This window comes from Gordonia sp. G4 (assembly GCF_057770005.1).
On the sequence record NZ_CM173442.1, the window covers coordinates 3734389 to 3754633 of the forward strand.

Annotated in this window: 14 protein-coding genes; 9 read left to right on the forward strand and 5 right to left on the reverse strand. The window is 68.7% G+C overall.

Annotation, left to right across the window (positions count from 1 at the left end; genetic code table 11):
* Positions 1–10 precede the first annotated feature (10 nt).
* The 4 genes from AC3B5T_RS16730 to AC3B5T_RS16745 all read left to right on the forward strand — a co-directional run bounded on the left by AC3B5T_RS16730 (position 11) and on the right by AC3B5T_RS16745 (position 8331).
* Positions 11–4735: an NAD-glutamate dehydrogenase gene (locus AC3B5T_RS16730; protein WP_488357754.1), complete on the forward strand. Its 4725-nt coding sequence runs from the start codon at positions 11–13 to the stop codon at positions 4733–4735.
* Positions 4736–4816: 81 nt separating this feature from the next.
* Complete coding sequence (locus AC3B5T_RS16735; RefSeq protein ID WP_055474760.1) at positions 4817–7075, forward strand: molybdopterin-dependent oxidoreductase; 2259 nt, start codon at positions 4817–4819, stop codon at positions 7073–7075.
* Between the two features lie 75 nt (positions 7076–7150).
* A complete protein-coding gene (locus tag AC3B5T_RS16740) occupies positions 7151–7642 on the forward strand; it encodes an acyl-CoA thioesterase (protein ID WP_010841647.1) in 492 nt (163 codons plus the stop codon).
* Positions 7642–8331, forward strand: a complete 690-nt coding sequence (locus tag AC3B5T_RS16745; protein ID WP_010841646.1) for a DUF8010 domain-containing protein — start codon at positions 7642–7644, stop codon at positions 8329–8331. The genes AC3B5T_RS16740 and AC3B5T_RS16745 overlap by 1 nt, the downstream gene beginning before the upstream one ends.
* Positions 8332–8347: 16 nt before the next feature.
* Here AC3B5T_RS16745 and AC3B5T_RS16750 read toward each other — a convergent pair whose 3' ends face one another.
* Both AC3B5T_RS16750 and AC3B5T_RS16755 read right to left on the reverse strand, forming a co-directional pair.
* Complete coding sequence (locus tag AC3B5T_RS16750) at positions 8348–10153, reverse strand: glycoside hydrolase family 13 protein (RefSeq protein WP_084817189.1); 1806 nt, start codon at positions 10151–10153, stop codon at positions 8348–8350.
* Positions 10154–10230: 77 nt separating this feature from the next.
* A complete protein-coding gene (locus AC3B5T_RS16755) occupies positions 10231–10668 on the reverse strand; it encodes a globin (protein WP_010841643.1) in 438 nt (145 codons plus the stop codon).
* Between the two features lie 215 nt (positions 10669–10883).
* Here AC3B5T_RS16755 and AC3B5T_RS16760 point away from each other — a divergent pair, with 215 nt between their 5' ends.
* The 3 genes from AC3B5T_RS16760 to AC3B5T_RS16770 all read left to right on the forward strand — a co-directional run bounded on the left by AC3B5T_RS16760 (position 10884) and on the right by AC3B5T_RS16770 (position 12329).
* Positions 10884–11444, forward strand: coding sequence for an HNH endonuclease (locus AC3B5T_RS16760; RefSeq protein WP_055474761.1), 561 nt, complete (start codon positions 10884–10886; stop codon positions 11442–11444).
* A 149-nt stretch (positions 11445–11593) separates the two neighbouring features.
* Positions 11594–11848, forward strand: a complete 255-nt coding sequence (gene ctaJ, locus AC3B5T_RS16765) for an aa3-type cytochrome oxidase subunit CtaJ (protein WP_004019594.1) — start codon at positions 11594–11596, stop codon at positions 11846–11848.
* Positions 11835–12329 carry a DUF5130 family protein gene (locus tag AC3B5T_RS16770; protein WP_193363240.1) on the forward strand — a complete coding sequence of 165 codons (495 nt, stop codon included), beginning with the start codon at positions 11835–11837 and terminating at the stop codon, positions 12327–12329. The genes ctaJ and AC3B5T_RS16770 overlap by 14 nt, the downstream gene beginning before the upstream one ends.
* 75 nt (positions 12330–12404) lie before the next feature.
* Here AC3B5T_RS16770 and AC3B5T_RS16775 read toward each other — a convergent pair whose 3' ends face one another.
* Entirely contained in the window at positions 12405–13841 is a 1437-nt protein-coding gene (locus AC3B5T_RS16775; RefSeq protein WP_010841640.1) for a C4-dicarboxylate transporter DctA, read from the reverse strand.
* 115 nt (positions 13842–13956) lie between these two features.
* On the opposite strand from AC3B5T_RS16775, the gene AC3B5T_RS16780 reads away from it, so the two are divergent.
* Positions 13957–15516 (forward strand): sensor histidine kinase, encoded by a 1560-nt coding sequence (locus AC3B5T_RS16780; RefSeq protein ID WP_055474762.1) that lies wholly within the window; start codon positions 13957–13959, stop codon positions 15514–15516.
* Complete coding sequence (locus tag AC3B5T_RS16785) at positions 15513–16193, forward strand: response regulator (RefSeq protein WP_010841638.1); 681 nt, start codon at positions 15513–15515, stop codon at positions 16191–16193. The genes AC3B5T_RS16780 and AC3B5T_RS16785 overlap by 4 nt, the downstream gene beginning before the upstream one ends.
* A 16-nt stretch (positions 16194–16209) precedes the next feature.
* On the opposite strand, the gene pepN is transcribed toward AC3B5T_RS16785, so the two are convergent.
* Both pepN and AC3B5T_RS16795 read right to left on the reverse strand, forming a co-directional pair.
* Positions 16210–18813 carry an aminopeptidase N gene (gene pepN, locus AC3B5T_RS16790; protein WP_014926423.1) on the reverse strand — a complete coding sequence of 868 codons (2604 nt, stop codon included), beginning with the start codon at positions 18811–18813 and terminating at the stop codon, positions 16210–16212.
* Positions 18814–18850: 37 nt separating this feature from the next.
* Positions 18851–20098, reverse strand: a complete 1248-nt coding sequence (locus AC3B5T_RS16795) for a TetR/AcrR family transcriptional regulator (RefSeq protein ID WP_055474763.1) — start codon at positions 20096–20098, stop codon at positions 18851–18853.
* Between the last annotated feature and the right edge of the window lie 147 nt (positions 20099–20245).

Genomic DNA, 20245 nt, shown 5'->3' on the forward strand with positions numbered 1-20245 from the left:
ATCGGCAGATGTGACCTCACTCGTGCCGGACGCGGTGAACCACTACTTCAGGTCGCGGACCGACGGGTCGGCCGGCGGGGCGGCTGCGGACCAGGTGGTCAGACACCTCGACGCCGCGCGGGTCCGTCGCCGGGGGCAGGCACTCGTCGAGGTGACCGCGGGTGAGGGCGGGACGGTCGAGATCCTCGTCGTCAACGACGACATGCCGATGCTCGTCGAAGCCGTTCTCGCCACCGTCGAGGCGCACGATCTCACCGTCGACCACATGGATCATCCCGTGATGCCGGTACGACGCGATCCCGACGGCACGCTCGTCGCCGTGGACACCGGCGAGACGACCTTCGAGTCGTGGATCGTCGTCAACGGTCTCGCACGACACCCCGGAATCGACCCGGAACCGCTGCGAGACGACCTGCGAGAGGTCGTCTCGCGGGTCATCGACGTCGATGCCGATGCGTCGGAGATGCGCTCCCGCATGACCGAGTGTGCCGCCGGGTTGGCCGATGCGTCGCGGCGCCGGACCGGGGCCGCCGACGCGGATCGCGGTGAGTACGCCGCGCTTCTCGAATGGTTCGCGGGCAACCACTTCCATCCGCTGGGCTATTCGCGGGTGGGGGTGGACGGGTCCGCCGACGACACCGAACGTCTCGGCGTGTGGCGAACCGACTCCATCGACCGTGACTTCCCGTCGGTGACCGACCAGCCGCTGGTGCCCAGGGTCAGCCGGGTGTTCGTCGCGACCGGCATCCAGCGTACGAATTTCCCTGTGCTCCTCCAGGTTCCGACGTTCGACTCGAGCGGCGAACACATCGGTGAGCAGCGGTTCCTGGGCACGCTCACCTCGGCGGGCAACCATCAGGCGGTCCTCGACGTCCCGGTGCTGCGGGGCAAGGTGCACGCCGTCCTCGCGCAAGCAGGCGTCGAGGAGGACTCCTACGCCGGGCAGTCGATGATCGAGCTGTTGCAGAACTATCCGCTGGTGGAGATGTTCTCGTCCACCGAGGACGAACTCGAGCGCCGCGTCACCGAGATGCTCGACGCGGTGGCGACCCGGTCCCTGCGGCTGTTCGTGCGCACCAACTTCGACGGACGCACCGCGGTCGCGCTCATCTATCTGCCCCGTGACCGCTACAACACCCACAGCCGGTTGGCCCTCGAACGCGCGCTGGTCGCCGAAGTGGGCGGGACCGCACTGGAATACACGGCGCGGGTCAGCGAGATGCCGTTGGCGTTGCTGCAGGTGCTGGTCTGCATCGACCCGGCGACCGCGGCCGAACTCGGTTCCCTGGACACCGGATCGCCGACGCACGCACGGATGCAGGCCGCGCTGGTCGCCGCGATCCGCGGCTGGGACGAACGGGTCCGTGAACTGGCCGTCGCCGACGAGATCCCGGGACTCGACGGCGGCCCGGATGTGCTGCTGCGCCACCTGTCCTCGTTGTCGGAGGACTACAAGGAACTCCGCGAACCGCGCGCCGCGCTCGCCGACCTCATCCGCGTCGTGGGCCTGCAACCGGGCGAGATCGACGTCACCCTCGACGCGGCCGAGGGTGACGGACAGCAGGACCGGTGGACCTTCACGCTCTACCTCTGCGGAGCGTCGGCAACACTCACCGACGTCCTCCCGGTGCTGCACAGCCTCGGGCTCGACGTACTGGAGGAGCATCCCTACGAGATTCACCGTCTCGATGAAACTGTGTGCTGGGCATACGAATTCAGCGTGCAACTCGCCGCCGGGATGACCGTGGACCTCGACCATTCCGACGATCTCGCGCAACGGTTCACCGAGGCGTTCCGGCGCATCTGGCTCGCCGGCGCGGACGTCGACGCCTACAACGAACTCGTCATCCGGGCAGGCCTGGACTGGCGGTCGGCGGCGATGCTGCGGGCCTACGGGCAGTACCTGCGCCAGTGCGGGTTCTCCTACAGCCCGGCTCACGTCGCCAGTGTCCTCGGCCGGCATCTCGCCATCACCCGCGGACTCGTCGACCTGTTCGTGGCGTCATTCGACCCCGACACCGCCGACGAGGAACGTCGGGAGCAGGTGCGAGACAAGCTCGACGAGGAGATCGGACTCGTGCTGAATCTCGACGCCGACCGCATCGTCTCCGCGTTCGCCGCAGTCCTCACCGCGACCGACCGCACGAACTACTTCGTCGGCGGCCGGTCCGCGGGCACCGACCACAGTCCGGTCATCTCGTTCAAGCTCCGCCCGCGCGACATCCCGCAGACCCCGAAACCCCGTCCGCTGCATGAGATCTTCGTGTACTCACCTCGCGTGGAGGGGGTGCACCTCCGATTCGGCTCGGTCGCTCGTGGTGGTCTGCGCTGGTCCGACCGGCGGGAGGACTTCCGAACCGAGATCCTCGGACTGGCGAAGGCGCAGGCGGTGAAGAACGCGGTGATCGTGCCGCTGGGCGCCAAGGGCGGTTTCGTCGTCAAGCGACCGCCGCCGCCCTCCGGTGACGCCGCGAAGGACCGGGAGGCGCAGCGGGACGAGGGGATCGCGTGCTACCGGCAGTTCATCGCCGGCCTGCTCGACGTCACCGACAACATCGACCTCACGACCGGAGAGGTGATCCCCGCCCGCGGTGTCGTCCGCCTCGATTCCGACGACACCTACCTGGTGGTCGCGGCCGACAAGGGGACCGCCTCGTTCTCCGACATCGCCAACGAGGTGTCGAAGTCGTACGGGTTCTGGCTCGGCGACGCCTTCGCCTCCGGTGGGTCGGCCGGCTACGACCACAAGGCCATGGGCATCACCGCCCGCGGGGCCTGGGAGTCGGTCAAGCGTCACTTCCGCGAAATGGGCACCGACACCCAGTCGGAGGACTTCACCGTCGTCGGGATCGGCGACATGAGCGGCGACGTGTTCGGGAACGGCATGTTGCTGAGCGAGCACATCCGGCTCGTCGCCGCCTTCGACCACCGGCACATCTTCGTCGACCCCGATCCGCAGGCGGCGACGTCGTTCGCGGAACGCACGCGACTGTTCGGACTGGCGCGCTCCTCATGGGCCGACTACGACCCGGAGCTGATCAGCGACGGAGGCGGGGTGTGGGAGCGTGACCGGAAGTCGATCCCGATCAGCGCGCAGATGGCCGAGACGCTGGGCATCGACGACGGCGTCGACGAACTCTCGCCTCCCGAGTTGATCCGCGCGATCCTTCTCGCCCCGGTGGACCTGTTGTGGAACGGCGGGATCGGCACCTATGTCAAGGCCTCGACCGAGTCGCACGGGAGCGTCGGCGACAAGTCCAACGACCCGATCCGCGTCGACGGAAACGAGGTGCGGGCCAAGGTGATCGGCGAAGGCGGCAATCTCGGGGTCACCGAGCGGGGACGTATCGAGTTCGACCTCGCCGGAGGTCGGATCAACACCGACGCCCTGGACAACTCGGCCGGTGTCGACTGTTCCGACCACGAGGTCAACATCAAGATCCTGCTCGACTCGGCGGTCTCCGCGGGCGAGCTCGACCCCGACGATCGGGATCCGCTGCTGGAGTCGATGACCGACGAGGTCGCCGAACTCGTTCTCGCCGACAACATCTCGCAGAACTCCGAACTCGGGTTCTGCCGGTCCTTCGAGCTGACACGCGTGGAGGTCCACGCCCGGATGCTCGAACACCTCGCGGCCAAGCGGGGCGTCGACCTCCGGCTGGAAGCACTGCCCGAACCGCGCGAGCTGCGCAGGCGAGTCGACGGCGAGCTGCACCGTGGTCTCACCTCGCCCGAGTTCGCCACGTTGATGGCGCACGTCAAGCTCGAGTCCAAATCCGACCTGCTGGCCACCGACCTGCCCGACAACGACGTGTTCGCGCCCCGCATCGCGCGCTACTTCCCGGACGCGGTGCGTGCGAGATACCCCGACGCGATCAGCGGGCATCGGCTCCGCCGCCAGATCGTGGCGACGACGCTGGTCAACGACGTGATCGACCACGCGGGCATGACCCATCTGTTCCGGTTGAGCGAGGGGAGCAGCTGCACCACCGAAGAGGGGGTGCGCGCATACGTGGTGTCCAACAAGGTCTTCGGCATGAACGAGGTCTTCGAGGGCATCCGGCACGCGCCCGCGCCGGTCGAGGCCGTCGACGAGATGATGCTCTATGCGCGCCGGCTGCTGTTCCGGGCCTCGCGGTGGTTGCTCGCCTTCCGGCCGCAGCCCCTGGCCATGGCCGCCGAGATCACCCGGTACGGCGAACGGGTGGCGGCGTTGTCGGCGGTCGCCGGCGACTGGTACGGACCGAGTTCGCGACGCGACGTCGCCGAGCGCGCCCAGACCTACGTCGATCACGGTGTGCCCGAAGATCTCGCCCACACCGTCGCGGCGAGCCTGCACCGGTTCTGCCTGCTCGACATCATCGACGCCGCCGAGATCGCCGACCGCGACGACAACGAGGTCGGCGAGCTGTACTTCGCGGTGATGGAACACTTCGGGCTCGAACAGCTGCTGACGGCCGTGTCGGGACTCGACTACGGCGACCGGTGGCACGCGCTGGCACGGCTGGCCGTGCGCGACGACATGCACGGTGCGCTGCGCGCGCTGACCCTGAAGATCCTCGAGGTCAGCGAACCCGAGGAGAGCCCGTCCGAGAAGATCGCCGAGTGGGAGTCCTCGCACTCCAACCGGCTGAGCCGGGTGCGCAGCGTGCTCCGTGAGATCGAGGAGACCGGGACGACGAGCCTGGCCACCCTGTCGGTGGCGGCGAGGCAGCTGCGCAGCGTGATCCGCTGACGGCGATACCGGCTGCACCCCTCCGATCCGCCCCTGCCCGTTTTCCGGTCGTCGGGTGTCGTGTCGGCATAGCCTGGGCCCATGACCCGAACCGCACCGCGCATCTGCCCGCTCTGCGAGGCCACCTGCGGGTTGACACTCAGCATCGACCGGGACCGCACGACCGGCCGCGAGATCGTCGTCGCGGCACGCGGTGACGCCGAGGACGTGTTCAGCGCCGGCTACCTCTGTCCGAAGGGCGCGAGTTTCGCGCAGCTCGACAACGATCCCGATCGCCTCGACCGGCCGCTCGTCCGGCGTGACGGCCGGCTCGTCGAAACCGATTGGGACACAGCGCTCGCGGCCGCCGTCGAGGGGCACGCCGAGGTGATCTCGACCTCCGGCGGCGAGTCCATCGGCTTCTACCTGGGCAATCCGTCGGCCCACACCGTCGCCGGCACGATGTATGCGCCGTTGCTCATCCGGGCCCTCGGCACCCGCAACGTGTTCAGCGCCAGCACCCTCGACCAGATGCCGAAGCAGGCGGCCACCGGTTATCTGGTCGGACATGCGGGGACCTTCGCCGTCCCGGATCTCGATCGCACGGACCACCTCGTGATCATCGGAGCCAATCCGGTGGTCTCCAACGGCAGCGTCACCACGGCCGCGGACTTTCCCGGGAAACTCACCGCACTGCGTCGGCGAGGCGGGCGCCTCACCGTCATCGACCCGGCACGCACCCGGACGGCCAAGCTCGCCGACACCCACCTCGCGCCGCGGCCCGGTACCGATGCGGCCCTGCTGGCCGCGGTCGTGCAGTGCCTGTTCGGCGAGGAACTCGTCGCCGACGATCTCGGTGGGATAGCCGCACATGTCACCGGGGTCGACGCGCTGCGCCGAGAGCTGGACCCGTTCACGCCCGAACGCGTCGCGCCGTTCTGTGGTGTCGCGGCAGCCGACATCCGGGCGCTCGCGCGATCGATCGCCGCATCCCCCTCGGCGGCCGTCTACGGCCGAATGGGCACCACGACAGTACAATTCGGCACACTGGGCAGCTGGTTGATCGATGTGGTCAACATCCTCACCGGCAACTTCGACCGGCCCGGGGGAGTGATGTTCCCGCTCGCTCCGACGGCGCCGTCGCCGCGCCCGGCCCGCGCCGGACGCGGCTTCCGCACCGGGCGCTGGCGCAGCCGGGTGTCCGGCCACGCCGAGGTCGGCGGCGAGCTGCCGGCCGTCGCGATGGCCGAGGAATTCGAGACACCCGGCGACGGACAGCTGCGCGCCCTGGTGACGGTGTCGGGGAACCCGGTGCTGTCGGCACCCAACGGCGGACGACTGGGGCGCGCACTCGACGACGCGCAATTCGTGGTCTGCGTCGACCCGTACCTGAACGAGACGACACGGCACGCGCACGTGCTGCTGCCGCCCCCGCGTCCGTCTCAGAGTCCGCACTTCGACGCCATCCTGAACAACCTGGCGGTCCGGGCCACCGCTCGCTATTCACCGCCGGTACTGCCGCTACCACCGGGCCGTCCCGACGAGATCGAGATCGTCTCCCGGCTGATCCTGGGACTGTCCGGCGCCGGGGTCGACGCCGACCCCGGGCTCGTCGACGAACAGGTCATCGCGGCGACTCTGGCCAAGGAGGTCACCGACCCGCATTCGCCGGTCGCAGGTCGCGAGGTCGACTCACTCGTCGCGATGCTGCCCGACGCACCGGGACACCAGCGCCGTCTGGACATGCTGCTGCGGGTCGGCGCGTACGGCGACGCCTTCGGCGAGCGGGACGGACTGACGTTCGCGGATGTGCTCGCCGCGCCTCACGGCATCGACCTGGGGCCGATGCGACCGCGGCTGCCCGGGGTGCTCCGCACGGCGTCGGGCAAGGTCGAACTCGTTCCCGATCCGCTCATCGGCGACCTCGCGCGTCTGTGGGCCGCCGTGGTCGCCGACGACCCGGCTCCCGTCGGTGACGGCAACCTGCTGCTGGTCGGCCGCCGTCATCTGCGGTCCAACAACAGCTGGATGCACAATCTGCCTGCGCTCACCGGCGGCACCAATCGCTGCACACTCCTGATGCACCCCGACGACGCCGACCGGCTCGGGATCTCCGACACCGCCAAGATCCGCGGCGCAGGCGGGTCGCTGACCGTTCCCGTCGAGATCACCACCGACATCCGGCCGGGCGTCGCCTCCCTGCCGCACGGCTGGGGCCACGATGTCGAGGGCACCCGGCTGGGCGTCGCCGCCACCGAGCCGGGGGTGAACGTGAACGAGCTGAACGACGGCGCGTTGCTGGATCCGCTGTCGGGAACCGTCGTCCTCAACGGTCTTCCGGTGGAGATCGCGCCTGCCTGACCTGGCCGAGGGGTGCGTAGGGTTGGACCGAGGCCGCCGCGAGGGCCGGCTTCGACGACACCGACCTGACAGGGGATGACGCACGTGCTCAACGAGGACGCCGGGACCACGACCGCCGATGGGTACCTGGTCAGGGTGCCGGTGCGGTGGTCGGACATGGATGTCTATGCGCACATCAACCATGCCCGGATGGTGACGCTGCTCGAAGAGGCGCGCATCCCATGGCTGTTCTACGACGGCCGGCCCACCGCACCCCTGCGCGACGGCTGTCTCGTCGCCGACCTGCATGTGAGATATCAAGCGCAACTGCGTCATTCCGAGGGGCCGATCGAGGTCACCATGTACGTGGAGCGGTTGCGTGCCGTCGATTTCACCGTCGGCTACGAGGTCCGGGCCGCGGGCGCGGACCCGGCGTCGAAGCCGGCCGTCGTCGCCAGCACCCAGCTCGTCGCGTTCGACGTCGCCGCGCAGCGTATCGCCCGGCTCACGCCGGAACAGAAGGAGTACCTCGCCGGATTCCGCCGTGTGACAGGGGAACCCGCCACGCGAGCCGACGGACCCAGCTGATGGAGCGGTTCATCGAGATCGCCTCGTCCGACCGATCCAACGCTCTCGCGTTTCTCGCGCATGCGGTGCGACTCGACGAGACCGCGGTCGTGCGGGTGGTCGCGCGTTCGGATGGTCTGGTCGCACTGTGGGCGCACACCGGATTCGACGTGCTGGCCACACGTTCGGTGACCGGCCGGGTCGCGCCGGCCGACATCGTGTGTGACGCCTCGACGTTGCGATCGGCCGTCGAGGCCGCCGTCCCCGGGGGCGCCGTCGATCCCGGCTTCTCGCTCGACAGTGCCTGGCGCGGTGCGCTTCCCGCCGCCGTCGGTTTCCGGCACATCGACGACGTCCCCGCGCGCAGCGTCGTCGAACTGTCCCGCGAGGGCGCACGGGTCGCCCGTGAGGAGGGCAGTGGGCACGGTCCCGCAACGGGTCTGCTCGATCAGGACGTCCTGGAAGTGACATCCGAGGAAGGTGCCCTGCGGGCCGCGGTGAGCATGAGGTCGGTCTTCGCCCTCACCGGTATGGGGTTCATCCGCGACGCGGCCGGACGGGCGGTCACCGAGACCTCCGACACCGGAGCGATCGCCGCCGACGAGCCGGTTCGAATCCGGATGTCCGCGGCGTGGATTCGGATCGACGCCCGCTTCGGGTCGGTGTACCAGCGTCGCCACCGCGATCTCGCGGTGACGGTCCTGAACTAGCCCGGCAGGTGGGCGGTCACACCAGCCAGGCCGCCGCGTCCGGCGCGAGCAGGCCGTCGACGAGAGGCGAACTGACGAGCAGCAATTCGCCGGGCGGGAGGGGTACCGGTACCTCGCCGGCGTTCAGTGCGCAGATCAGCTGCCCCTCGGAACGACGGAACGCCAGGCATCCTTCGGGAGCGCCGTACCACTCGATGTGCTCGCCGGCGAACTCCGGACGGGACACTCGCAGGTCGATGGCGGCACGGTAGAGCGACAGCATCGATCCCACGTCCTCGAGCTGGGCTTCGACGGTGAGCGCCTGCCACGAGGTCGGGATCGGCAACCAGGTCTCGTTCGACGCGCTGAATCCGAACGGTGGCTCGGTTCCCTCCCAGGGGATCGGCACGCGGCACCCGTCCCGGCCGCGTTCGGTGTGCCCGGAACGCTCCCACACCGGGTCCTGCAGCGCGTCGTCCGGCAGGTCGTCGACGTTGGGCAGTCCCAGTTCGGACCCGTTGTAGAGGAATATGGTTCCGGGCAAAGCCATCTCGACGACGAGCATCGCGCGTGCGCGCCGTGTGCCGCGTTCGAGGTCGAGTGCGCCGGTATCCGGATCGACCACCGCGTAGCGGGTGACCTCGCGGGCGACGTCGTGGTTGGAGAGCGTCCACGTGGGTGTGCCCGACACCGACAGCACCGCGTCGATCGAGTTCTCGATCGCCTCGCGGATCGCGCCGGATTCGAACGGCGCCTTGGCCAGCCGGAAGTTGAAACCGAGGTGCAGTTCGTCGGGCCGCAGGTACTCGGCGAAACGCTCGTTGTCGCTGACCCAGATCTCACCGACGTTGGCCGCACCGGGGTACTCGTCGAGGACCTTGCGGATCTTGCGGTGGATCTCGTGCACCGCATAGTTGTTGAAACGCGGATCGTCGTCGGAGTTCTGCAGGAGTTTGGTCGCCGACAGGTCCATGTCGGGCAGGTCGGCGGGTTTGGCCATCCCGTGCGCGACGTCGATGCGGAAACCGTCGACACCCCGATCGAGCCAGAAGCGCAGTGTCTTCTCCAGATCGGCGAAGACGTCGGGGTTCTCCCAGTTCAGATCCGGCTGTTCCTTCGCGAAGATGTGGAGGTACCACTGGCCGGGCGAGCCGTCGGCCTCGGTCACACGTGTCCAGGCGGGGCCGCCGAAGATGCTGTGCCAGTTGTTCGGCGGCTCGTCGCCGTTGTCGCCGCGGCCGTCCCGGAAGATGTACCGCTCCCGTTCGGGACTGCCGGGGGCCGCCTCGAGTGCGGCTCGGAACCACTCGTGCTGGTCGCTCGTGTGGTTGGGGACGAGGTCCATCGTCACGCGGATGTCGCGCTCGTGGGCCTCGGCGATGAGGTCGTCGAACACATCGAGATCGCCGAAGAGGGGATCGATGTCGCGGGGGTCGGCGACGTCGTAACCGTGATCGGCCATGGGGGAGGCCATGATCGGACTCAGCCAGATGGCATCGATTCCGAGGAGTTCGAGGTAACCGAGTTTGTCGATGACCCCGGCGAGGTCGCCGATCCCGTCGCCGTCGAGATCGGAGAAGGAGCGCGGGTAGATCTGGTAGAACACCGCGGACTTCCACCACGAGGTGTCGGACGGATCCAGCTGCGGGACAACGGGCGGTGTGACCGGTGTGTCAGCGGCCACGACGGCCGCGTCGGTGACCGACTCATCGGGGGTCGGCTCGTCGAGCGCATCGACATCGGACTCGATCGCGCCGTCGTCGTACGGCGCGTCCTCGGGCTGGCCCACGTCAGATGACTCGGCGGGGACAACATCTGGTGTCTCGTCGCTCACCGTGGTCATTGTGCCCTACCTGAGTTTTCTCGGAGAAATCCAGGTCAGTCGGCGAGTCGGGCGGCGTGTCGGGAGGGAAACCGCTCTCAGATGGGCGAATTCATCATCGATTGCGCCGCCATCTCCATGTAGTCGATCAACGCTCGGCGGTGCGGGGCGTCGAGGGTCTCCTCGTCGATGGAGGCGATCGCGGTGTGCATGCAGCGCAGCCACGCGTCCCGTTCGATCGGCCCGACGCGGAACGGATTGTGGCGCATGCGGAGCCGGGGGTGGCCCCGCTCGTCGGAGTAGGTCCGCGGACCGCCCCAGTACTGCTCGAGGAACATCCGCATCCGGCGTTCGGCGGGGGCGAGGTCTTCCTCGGGATACAGCGGGCGCAACACCTCGTCGCGCGCCACCTCGGTGTAGAACACAGCGGTGAGGCGCCGGAACGTCTCGGCGCCGCCGACCTCGTCGTAGAAGGTCCGCGCGGGGGTTTCCGGCGCCGGTGGGGTCGGAGGGGATGTGTTGGGTTCGCCAGTCACCTACGCCATTGTCCTCACCCCGGCCGCACCTCTCAACGTCGCGCCGGTTCCAGGGCTCTGAGCTGGCCCGACACCGCGAAACGGTTCCCACGGAGACCGCCGCCGTGATGGACTTGTGCTCGTCGGAGTGGTGGGAGGCGATAATGACGCACAGATCACACGCGAGGGCGACACACGGCAGGGCGAGGTCGCGGGCAACGGGCGGTGCGACACCGATGCGGGACGTCGACACCGAGGAGAACGCGACCGGTACCCGCACCTGGACACGTCGTCGGGTGCTGCTCCTCAATGCCACCTACGAACCGCTGACGGCCGTCACGGTCCGGCGTGCCGTCGTTCTCGTGCTGCGCGGTCGCGCGGACCTCGTGCACGCCGACGAACACGGCGGTGCGATGCACTCGGTGGGTACCGCGGTCCCGATCCCGACCGTGGTCCGGCTCCGGAAATACGTCCACGTGCCCTACCGGGCGACGGTCCCGATGACCCGGGACGCACTGATGCGTCGGGACCGGGCGCGGTGCGGCTACTGCGGTGCACGGGCGACGACGATCGACCACGTGGTCCCGCGGAGCCGGGGCGGAACGCATACATGGGAGAACTGCGTCGCGTGCTGTGCGTCGTGCAATCACCGCAAGGCGGATCGCCTCCTCGGGGAGCTCGGGTGGGCGCTGCGTACGGTTCCGACCGCGCCGAAGGGCAGGCACTGGCGGTTGCTCGCGACGATCAAGGACATCGATCCGGCCTGGCTCCAGTACATCGACTCCGGCGCTGCGTGAGGCGTCGTGGAGGCCGCGCGGGGGCGCCTCGCGCGTCTACGACGCGCTGTAGGCCCCGGTGCGCCGGGCGGTGTTCGGTGGGTTAGATTGATCAACGATGACCTGCGCCGACAACCGGGCGGGTCCGGCGCGACCATCGAAAGGGTGACATGGACGTCGACAGCCTGATCGTCCCCATCGGAGTGCCAGTCACGATCGTGACGGTGCTCTTCGTGCTGCTCTGTGTTGTCGCGATGGTGTTCTCCTCGGGGGTCAAGTACCCGAAGGTCAAGGAGTACACCCTCGACCAGCAGTGGGAGCATGCACCGCTTCTCTTCAGTGCCACCGACATCGAACCGATGGCACTTCCGCGGCACGCGGAACCAAGCGACGTTGACGGGAGTTCGGCCAGTGGCAAGTGGTGAGGTTACGCACGCGAATGTGAGCGCAGAGGTCGCGGCCCGTTCGGCCGCCGAACTGCCGGTGGGCGCGGTGTTCACCAACAGCGGCCGCATCTCCGCGGCTCGCTACCCCGGTGACTCGCCGACGACGCCGCCCTTCAGCAAGCGGGACCTGATCGCGCTCGACGACACGCTCAAGGCCGCCAGCGAGAAGGCCCTCGTCCGTTTCTCGGTGTACATCGGTGACCTCGACGGCGACGTGGAGGCCAGTGCCCGCGAGATCCTCGCGAAGTCGCCCGAGCCCGCGTACGGCACGCTGATCGCCGTGTCGCCGAACTCGCGCGACGTGGTCATCGTCTCCGGCAGTTCGGTCTCCACCCGCGTGAACGATCGTGTGGCGGCCCTCGGCGTCACCGCCGCGGTCACCGGTTTTCGTCAGGGCAACCTGATCGACGGGCTGATCGCCTCGCTGCGGGTGATGGCCACCGCGGCCGCCGCCGGCTGACCCGCCCTTCTGCACAGACCACGAGGCCGCCCCACCTTCCGGTGGGGCGGCCTCGTCGTTGCCGTGGTGTCCGCGTCAGTGGGTGAGGACCTTCTCGTGTGCACCTCGCGCGGTGGTGGCGTCCGACTCGAGTTCGTCGTCGACCATGTTGGTCTCGTCGAACGGGTCCCGGCCCGACAGCACATCGTCGACGCGCTCCTTGTCGACGGTGCTGGTCCACGAACCGACGAGCAGGGTCGCGACCGCGTTTCCGGAGAAGTTGGTGACCGCGCGGGCCTCCGACATGAACCGGTCGATACCGACGATGAGGCCGACGCCGTCGAGCATCTCGGGGCGGTGGGCCTGCAGTCCACCGGCGAGGGTGGCCAGTCCCGCACCGCTGACGCCGGCGGCACCCTTGGACGCGATGATCATGAAGACGAGCAGGCCGATCTGCTCACCGATCGACAGCGGGTCGCCCATCGCATCGGCGATGAAGATCGACGCCATGGTGAGGTAGATGGCGGTGCCGTCGAGGTTGAAGGAGTACCCGGTCGGCACCACGACGCCGACCGTGGTCTTCTCCACGCCGAGGTGTTCCATCTTCGCGATGAGGCGGGGCAGCGCGGACTCCGACGACGAGGTCGCGAAGATGAGCAGGTACTCGCGGGCGAGGTACCGGACGAGCTTGAAGATCGAGACACCCGACACCGTCCGCAGCAGCACGCCGAGCACGCCGAACACGAACACCAGGCAGGTGAGGTAGAAGGCGAGCATCAACGTCAGCAGCTGCTGGACCGCCGCCCAGCCGGTCTGGCCCACGACGCTGGCGATGGCGCCGAACGCGCCGATCGGGGCCACCCAGAGCACCATCGTCAGCACCTTGAAGACGAGCTTCTGGAAGTAGGAGACCGCGGTCAGGATCGGTTCGCCGGTCCGGCCCATGCTCTGGATGGCGAACCCGACGAGGAGTGCGACGAAGAGGGCCTGCAGCACACTGCCCTCGGTCAGCGCGGACAGCATCGAGTCCGGGATGATGCCCTGGATGAAGTCGAGCGTTCCGCCGGACTCGTGTGACTCGTCGGCCAGCTCCTGCCCCTTGCCCGACACCGAATCGATGTTCAGGCCGTCGCCCGGCTGGATGATGTTGCCGACGACCAGGCCGATGGCCAGTGCGACCGTCGACATCGCCAGGAAGTAGACGAAGGCGAGGCCGCCGACCTTGCCGACCGTCGCCGCCTTGCGGACCGATCCGATGCCCAGGACGATCGTGCAGAAGATGACCGGCGCGATCATCATCTTGATGAGGCTGACGAACATGGTGCCGAGCACGCCGAGGTCCTTGCCGACGCCGGGCGCGACGAGACCGACCACCACACCCGCGACCACCGCGATGATGACGCCGATGTAGAGCCAGTGGGTACGGTCCCGTTTACCGCGTGGGGGCGCGCCGGCCGTATCGTCAGGCGTGGTCGCGATCGGATCGGAACCTTCTCCGGCCGGTGAGCCGCCGGACCTGCCTCGAATGTTCATCGGTGATTCTCTCCTCATACACCTCGGACAACAGTGATTAGGATTGTGGCCCGACGGGGTGACGCGGGTCACGATTGTGTTCATTACGTTCAGACAGGGAACGAGGTCGGCAGGGATGCGGTGGTACCCGCGAACGCTCGCCGGACAGGTCGCGGCCCTCGCGCTGTCGGTCTTCGCGGTGGTGGTCGTCGCCGAGAGCGTTCTGGCGGCCGTCGATGCCCGCATCGACGCAGACCGAGCGGCGCGGGCCGAGGTGACCGCCGTGGCGGTCAGCCTTGCGGAGTCACCGTCGACCGTCGCGGCACTGACGTCCCCGGACCCGAGTGCGGTGCTCCAGCCGGTGACCGAACGCGTCCGCGCGGCGACCGGGATCGCCTTCATCACCGTGCTCGCGCCGGACCGGACCCGCTTCACCCACACCGACCCCACGCGGATCGGCGAACCGTATCTGGGCAGCATCGACGCGGCGCTGCGAGGGCAGACGATCACCGAGAACTACACCGGCACCCTCGGACCGTCCATCCGCACGATCGTCCCCGTCCGCACGCCGGGCGGACGCGTCGTGGGGATGGTCGCGGCGGGGATCACGCAACGCACGCTGACATCGGCGTGGCGTGGCCAGCTGCCACTGATCGCCCTCGCGGCGTTCGCGGCCCTGCTCACGGCGGTCGGCGGCGTGTGGTGGATTCGGCGACGGTTGCTACGGCAGACCGGTGGCCTCGCGCCCGAGGAGCTGAGACTGATGTACGACCATCACGACGCCGTGCTGCGGTCCGTGCGGGAGGGGCTGGTGGTGGTGGAGGACGGGCGACCCGCCCTCGTCAACTCCGAAGCGCAACGCCTGCTCGGCATCGAAGCCGACGCGTCGCCCGACGAGCTGCCGGCCTTCCTCACCGACGGCGACGAGGAGACAGACGTGACGTATGCGGACCGCGGCCGAGTGTTGCTCGTGAGCCGTTCCCCGGTGTCCGGCCGACGGCGGTCGTCGGTGGTGACCATCCGGGACCGCACCGAGCTCGCGGAGGCGATGGGTGAACTCGACTCGATGACGCGGTTCGCCGAGGCACTACGGTCCCAGGCGCACGAGGCCGCCAACCGATTGCACACGATCGTCGCGCTCGTCGAGATGGGACGGCCCGACGAGGCGGTCCGCCTGGCGACCACCGAGTTCGAGTTGTCCCAACAGCTCATCGACCGGATGACCCAGGCGGTGGCCGAGCCCGCGCTGGTCGCCCTGCTGCTCGGCAAGACAGCGCAGGCGGCCGAACGCGGCATTCCGCTGTCGTTGACCGAGGAGTCGCAGGTCAGCGACGCCGGCACCGGCATCCTCACTCCCGGCGAGATGATCACGGTGGTGGGCAACCTGATCGACAACGCACTGGATGCCTGCGACCCGGCCGACCCATGGGTCGAGGTGACCGTCGTCGGGGACGACCGCGTGCTCGACATCATCGTCGCCGACAGCGGAACCGGCATGGACGCCGAACTGTTCGCCCAGGCGACCGCCCGGGGCTACTCGACGAAGTCGGGTGGCGACGCCGCCGGCCGCGGGCTCGGGCTCGCCCTGGTCGCCCAGGTCGTCGCCCGTCGACACGGCACGATGACCGCCGAGAACACCTACGGCTCGGTCATCTCGGTGCGCGTGCGCGCCGACGAGCGGGCGGGCACACCGTGATCCGCGTCCTGATCGTCGAGGACGAACCGGTGATCGCCGAGGCGCACCGGGACTACCTCGCCCGTCTGGGGGGATTCGAGGTCGTGGGCGCCGTGTCCACGGCGCAGGAGGCGCTGCGGATGGCCGGCGCCGGGCCCGTCGACCTGGTCCTGCTCGACCTGGGCCTGCCGGACGCCCGCGGGGTGGACCTCGCCTCCGCGCTGTCGGGTGTACGCCCGGCGCCCGATGTCATCGCGATCACCGCACAGCGCGACCTCGCGACCGTCCGGAGCGCCATGTCGCGCGGAGTGCTGCTCTACCTGCTGAAACCGTTCACCTTCGCGGCGTTCCGAGAGAAGATCGAGCAGTACCTGCGCTACCGCGAGGCGCTCACCGGTGATGCCGACGCGGTCAGCCAGCGCGACGTCGACCGTGCGCTCGCCGAATTGCGCACGAGCGACACCCGCCGGTCGGCGAAGAAGGGGGCCGCGCCGCAGACCGAGGACGCGGTGAGCCGGGCGGTCCGCGACAGCCCCGACGGACTCACCGCCTCCGAGGTCGCCCGCGCCCTCGGATCGTCGCGGGTCACCGCATGGCGCTACCTGGAGCGGCTCGCCGACGACCACGTCCTCGACCGCGACACCGAATACGGCTCGGCGGGCCGCCCGCAGGTGCGATACCGGTGGCGACGACGCTGACCGCAGGTCTGCCGGCTCAGCCCTCCTGTGCGTCGAAGGCGCGTGCTCGAAGCGAGCGTGCCACGCCGTCACGACCCTCGGAGATCAATCGCTTGAGCGCGGACGGATGGTCCCCGGACAAGAACTCCTCGGCGAGGTCGAGGGCCTGCTGCGACATCGCCCAACTCGGGTACAGACCGACGACGACGGTCTGCGCGACCTCGCTGGACCGGCGTGCCCAGACCTCCGGTACGGCGGCGAAGTACTTCTCGACATAGGGCTCGAGGAGTTCGCCCTGCCCGGGGCGGGCGAACCCGCCGATCATGGTGCGGGTGTACACGTTCGAGAGCGTGTCGTCCTCGACGGCGCGAGTCCAGGTGTCCGCCTTGGCTTCCGCGAGCGGACGGGCCGCCCGCGCCAGTGCCGCCGACCGCGTACCGGTCGCGGTGTTGTCACGCTCGGCCTCGGCGTCGATGACCGGGGTCGACGCCGGATCGGTGTCGATGGCACCAGCGGTCGCCAGGGCGGTCACCAGCTTCCACCGCAGATCGGTGTCCACGGCGAGACCGTCGAGGCCGTGCTCGGCGGGGTCCGCACCGTCGAGCAGTGCGCGGGCCACCTCGGTCTCGTCGTCGTTGATCCGGCCGGCCAGCCACGTGTTGACGAACGCGAGCTGATGGTCGGAGCCGGCATCGGCGGCGCGGGCGAGCTCGAGCATGCGAGCGCTGAACCCCGGGCGGCCCGTCGTCGCCGCCCACTCGGGGTCGGCGTAGGACTCGATGGCTGTCGTCGCCTGCAGCAGGACGCGTTGCACGACACCGATTTCCGACTCGGCGGCGATTCCTCGGCGAACGAGTTCGACGAAATCGCGGGCCCGCATCTCGGCCTGCCGGGTCATCTCCCACGCCGCCGACCAGACCAGGGTGCGTGGCATCGGATCGCTGATGTCGCCGATCCGTGCGGTCGCGGTCGCCAGCGACTCCGGGTCGAGTCGGACCGAGGCGTAGGTCAGGTCGCCGTCGTTGAGCAGCACCAGATCTCCGCGGTGCACGCCGACGAGATCGGCGACATCGGTGCGCTCACCCTCGATGTCGAGTTCGACGCTGCGGGTCTGCTCGATGGCACCGGATCCGTTGTCGGCGTAGACGCCCACACGCAGACGGTGGACCCTGGTCTCACCGGCGCCGGGGGCGGCACCGTCCTGGACGATGGTGAACCGGGTGAAGGCGCCCGAGTCGTCGACCTCGAAGTCGGGTCGGATGACGTTGATGCCGGTGGTGCGCAGCCATTGGGCGCCCCAGTCCGACAGGTCGCGGCCCGACGACTTCTCCAGTGCGCCCAGGAGATCGGCGAACGTGGCGTTGCCGAACTCGTGCGCGGCGAAGTAGCTGCGCAACCCGGCGAGGAAGTCCTCGAGACCCACATAGGCGACCAGCTGCTTGAGGACCGATGCGCCCTTCGCGTAGGTGATGCCGTCGAAGTTGACCTCGACGGCGGCGATGTCGGGGATGTCCGCGGCGACCGGGTGGGTCGAGGGCAGCTGGTCCTGGCGGTAGGCCCAGGACTTCTCGACGTTGGCGAACGTCGTCCAGGCGCTGGTGTACTCGGTCGCCTCGGACTGGCACAGCACCGATGCGAAGGTCGCGAAGGACTCGTTGAGCCACAGGTCATCCCACCACTGCATGGTGACCAGGTCGCCGAACCACATGTGCGCCATCTCGTGCAGGACCGTCTCGGCGCGACGCTCGTAGAGGTATTTGGTCACGCGGGACCGGAAGACGTAGTCCTCGAGGAAGGTGACGGCGCCCGCGTTCTCCATCGCACCGGCGTTGAACTCGGGGACGAACAGCTGGTCGTACTTGCCGAAGGGATAGGGGATTCCGAAGTTCTTGTGGTAGAAGCCGAATCCCTGTTTGGTCTCGGTGAACAGTCGCTCCGAATCCATGAACTCGGCCAGCGATGCGCGGCAGTAGATGCCCAGTGGGATGTCGCCGTGCTCGTCGGAATAGACGTCGGTCCACTCCGCGTAGGGCCCCGCGATGAGCGCTACGAGGTAGGTGCTCATCGGGACGGTCTCCTGAAAGCGATGCACCACAGCCGATGTGGCGGCATCCGGGTCACCGGGAGCTTCCGCGTGCGCCGCGTTGGAGATGACCTTCCAGTCCGCGGGAGCGGTGACGGTCACGGTGTAGGTCGCCTTGAGGTCGGGCTGATCGAAGCACGCGAACATCCGCTTGGCGTCGGCGGTCTCGAACTGGGAATACAGGTAGACCGAGTCGTCGGACTGGTCGACGAATCGGTGCAGCCCCTCGCCGGTGTTGGAGTAGGCGCAGTCGGCGACCACGGTGAGCGTGTTGTCGGCGGCGAGGCCGGACAACGGGATGCCGATCGACTCGTCGAAGCCGGACACGTCGAGGTCGGTGCCGTTGAGGGTGGCCGAGATCAGGGTGGGGGCGACGAGATCGACGAACGTCTCACTGCCTTCCGACGCCGTGAACCGCACCGTCGTCGTGGATCGGAACGTCTCGGTCCCGGGGGCGCCGGAACCGTCGGTGAGGTCGAGCTCGATCTGGTAATTCGACACGTCGAGAATCGCTGCGCGGTCGCGGGCCTGGTCTCTGGTGAGGTTCGGAGCAGTCACGCAGGCCAGCTTATCCAGGTGCGGACGCGGGCGGCGCTCAACGCAACCCGGCCGGGTTCAGGATCGCCCGGGCGATCGCCTCGAGGTCCTCCGCGACCCCGGGCCTGGACCGCAACCGTGGCGACTCGATGACCTCACAGGTGAAGCCGAAGAGCGCCTGCACGAGCGCATTCGCGTCAGCCGCCGTCAGCAGTCCGTTGCGGGATCGGATCGCGTCGATCCATTCGGCCCGATAGTCCGCCTGCGCGTTCAGCAGTCGCGTCTGCTCGGCGTCGGGAAGGTACATCAGGTCGCGGGTGAAGACCGGCATGATGCGACCGTGTTCGCCCAGCGAATACTCGACGAACACCCGGATCAGCGCGTCGAGTGCATCGCCGGCGACGACACGGTCCAGAGCGTGGCCGGAGACATAGAGAATTCCCTGGACGCCGCGCCACAGGACCGCCAGGAGCAAATCGGATTTGCCGGAGACCTCTTGGTACAGGGTCGCGATGGAGACGTCCGCGGTCCGCGCGATCTCGTCGATACGCACGTCGGGGAATCCACGCTCGGAGAACAGTCGGGTGGCGGCGTCGAGTATCCGCTCGCGGCGGGCGGCGGGGCGCCGGCGCGCGGGTGGGGTCTGGTCACCGGTGTCCGGACCGCGCGCCCTTGGCAGCTCGCAGGTGATGAGCGAGTCCGCCACCGCTCGCTGAACCTGCTTGAGGCGGGCCGGCGGAAGTGAGCCGCGCATGCCGGAGGTGTTGGAGAACACGCTGAGCAGTGCCGCACTCAGCACCTCCGCGGCCGCCGGCGAGAGGTCGGGCCGCGTGGCGACGATGAGCGAGGCGACATGCTCGCTCAGCTCATCGAAATACTCTTTCATCACGTCGAGTTCGGCGTGCTGCAGATGCCGTTGTTCGCGGCGCCACAACGTCGAGACGTCTCGATGCGCGGTGAGGTCGCCGAGCCCGTCGAGGAGAAGGGAGAGCTGGTCGCCCGGCGAACGGCCGCGGCTCTTCGCGTCGGCCATCAGTTGGGCGACGAGCTCCACCTGGGTGGTCAGGGCCTGCGAGAGAATGTCGTGTTTGCCGGGAAAATGCCGATAGACTGCCGGGCCGGTGAGACCGACGGCGGCGCCGATCTGCTCGATGCTGACGTTCCGGAACCCGGCCTCCTGGAAGAGCTTTGTGGCGGCCCGGACGATCTGTGCCGATCTCTGCCCGACGGATCTGGGTACGACCGGGTGGCCGCGCCGATCTGCCCGGATCGGCTGATCCGGATCAGACGGTGGTGGCAGCGACATCCCGGGTCCTGTTCCTCGGCGGTCCATGCACCATCTCACATCACGCCCGGCCCGGGCGGTGCGTATCCCCAGCCCCGCGGCCGGCTGTCCGACGCACCCGGGAACAGTTCGGCGCACCGCGATGTTGAGGCGTCCGACGGCGGAACC

Bases quoted from the DNA above. Each gene is read 5' to 3' on its own strand.
- AC3B5T_RS16795 (WP_055474763.1), bottom strand. From the start codon at position 20,098: ATGTCGCTGCCACCACCGTCTGATCCGGATCAGCCGATCCGGGCAGAT.
- ctaJ (WP_004019594.1), top strand. From the start codon at position 11,594: ATGGACGTCGACAGCCTGATCGTCCCCATCGGAGTGCCAGTCACGATC.
- AC3B5T_RS16745 (WP_010841646.1), top strand. From the start codon at position 7,642: ATGGAGCGGTTCATCGAGATCGCCTCGTCCGACCGATCCAACGCTCTC.
- AC3B5T_RS16780 (WP_055474762.1), top strand. From the start codon at position 13,957: ATGCGGTGGTACCCGCGAACGCTCGCCGGACAGGTCGCGGCCCTCGCG.
- AC3B5T_RS16760 (WP_055474761.1), top strand. From the start codon at position 10,884: ATGCGGGACGTCGACACCGAGGAGAACGCGACCGGTACCCGCACCTGG.
- AC3B5T_RS16735 (WP_055474760.1), top strand. From the start codon at position 4,817: ATGACCCGAACCGCACCGCGCATCTGCCCGCTCTGCGAGGCCACCTGC.
- AC3B5T_RS16775 (WP_010841640.1), bottom strand. From the start codon at position 13,841: ATGAACATTCGAGGCAGGTCCGGCGGCTCACCGGCCGGAGAAGGTTCC.
- AC3B5T_RS16750 (WP_084817189.1), bottom strand. From the start codon at position 10,153: ATGACCACGGTGAGCGACGAGACACCAGATGTTGTCCCCGCCGAGTCA.
- AC3B5T_RS16740 (WP_010841647.1), top strand. From the start codon at position 7,151: ATGACGCACGTGCTCAACGAGGACGCCGGGACCACGACCGCCGATGGG.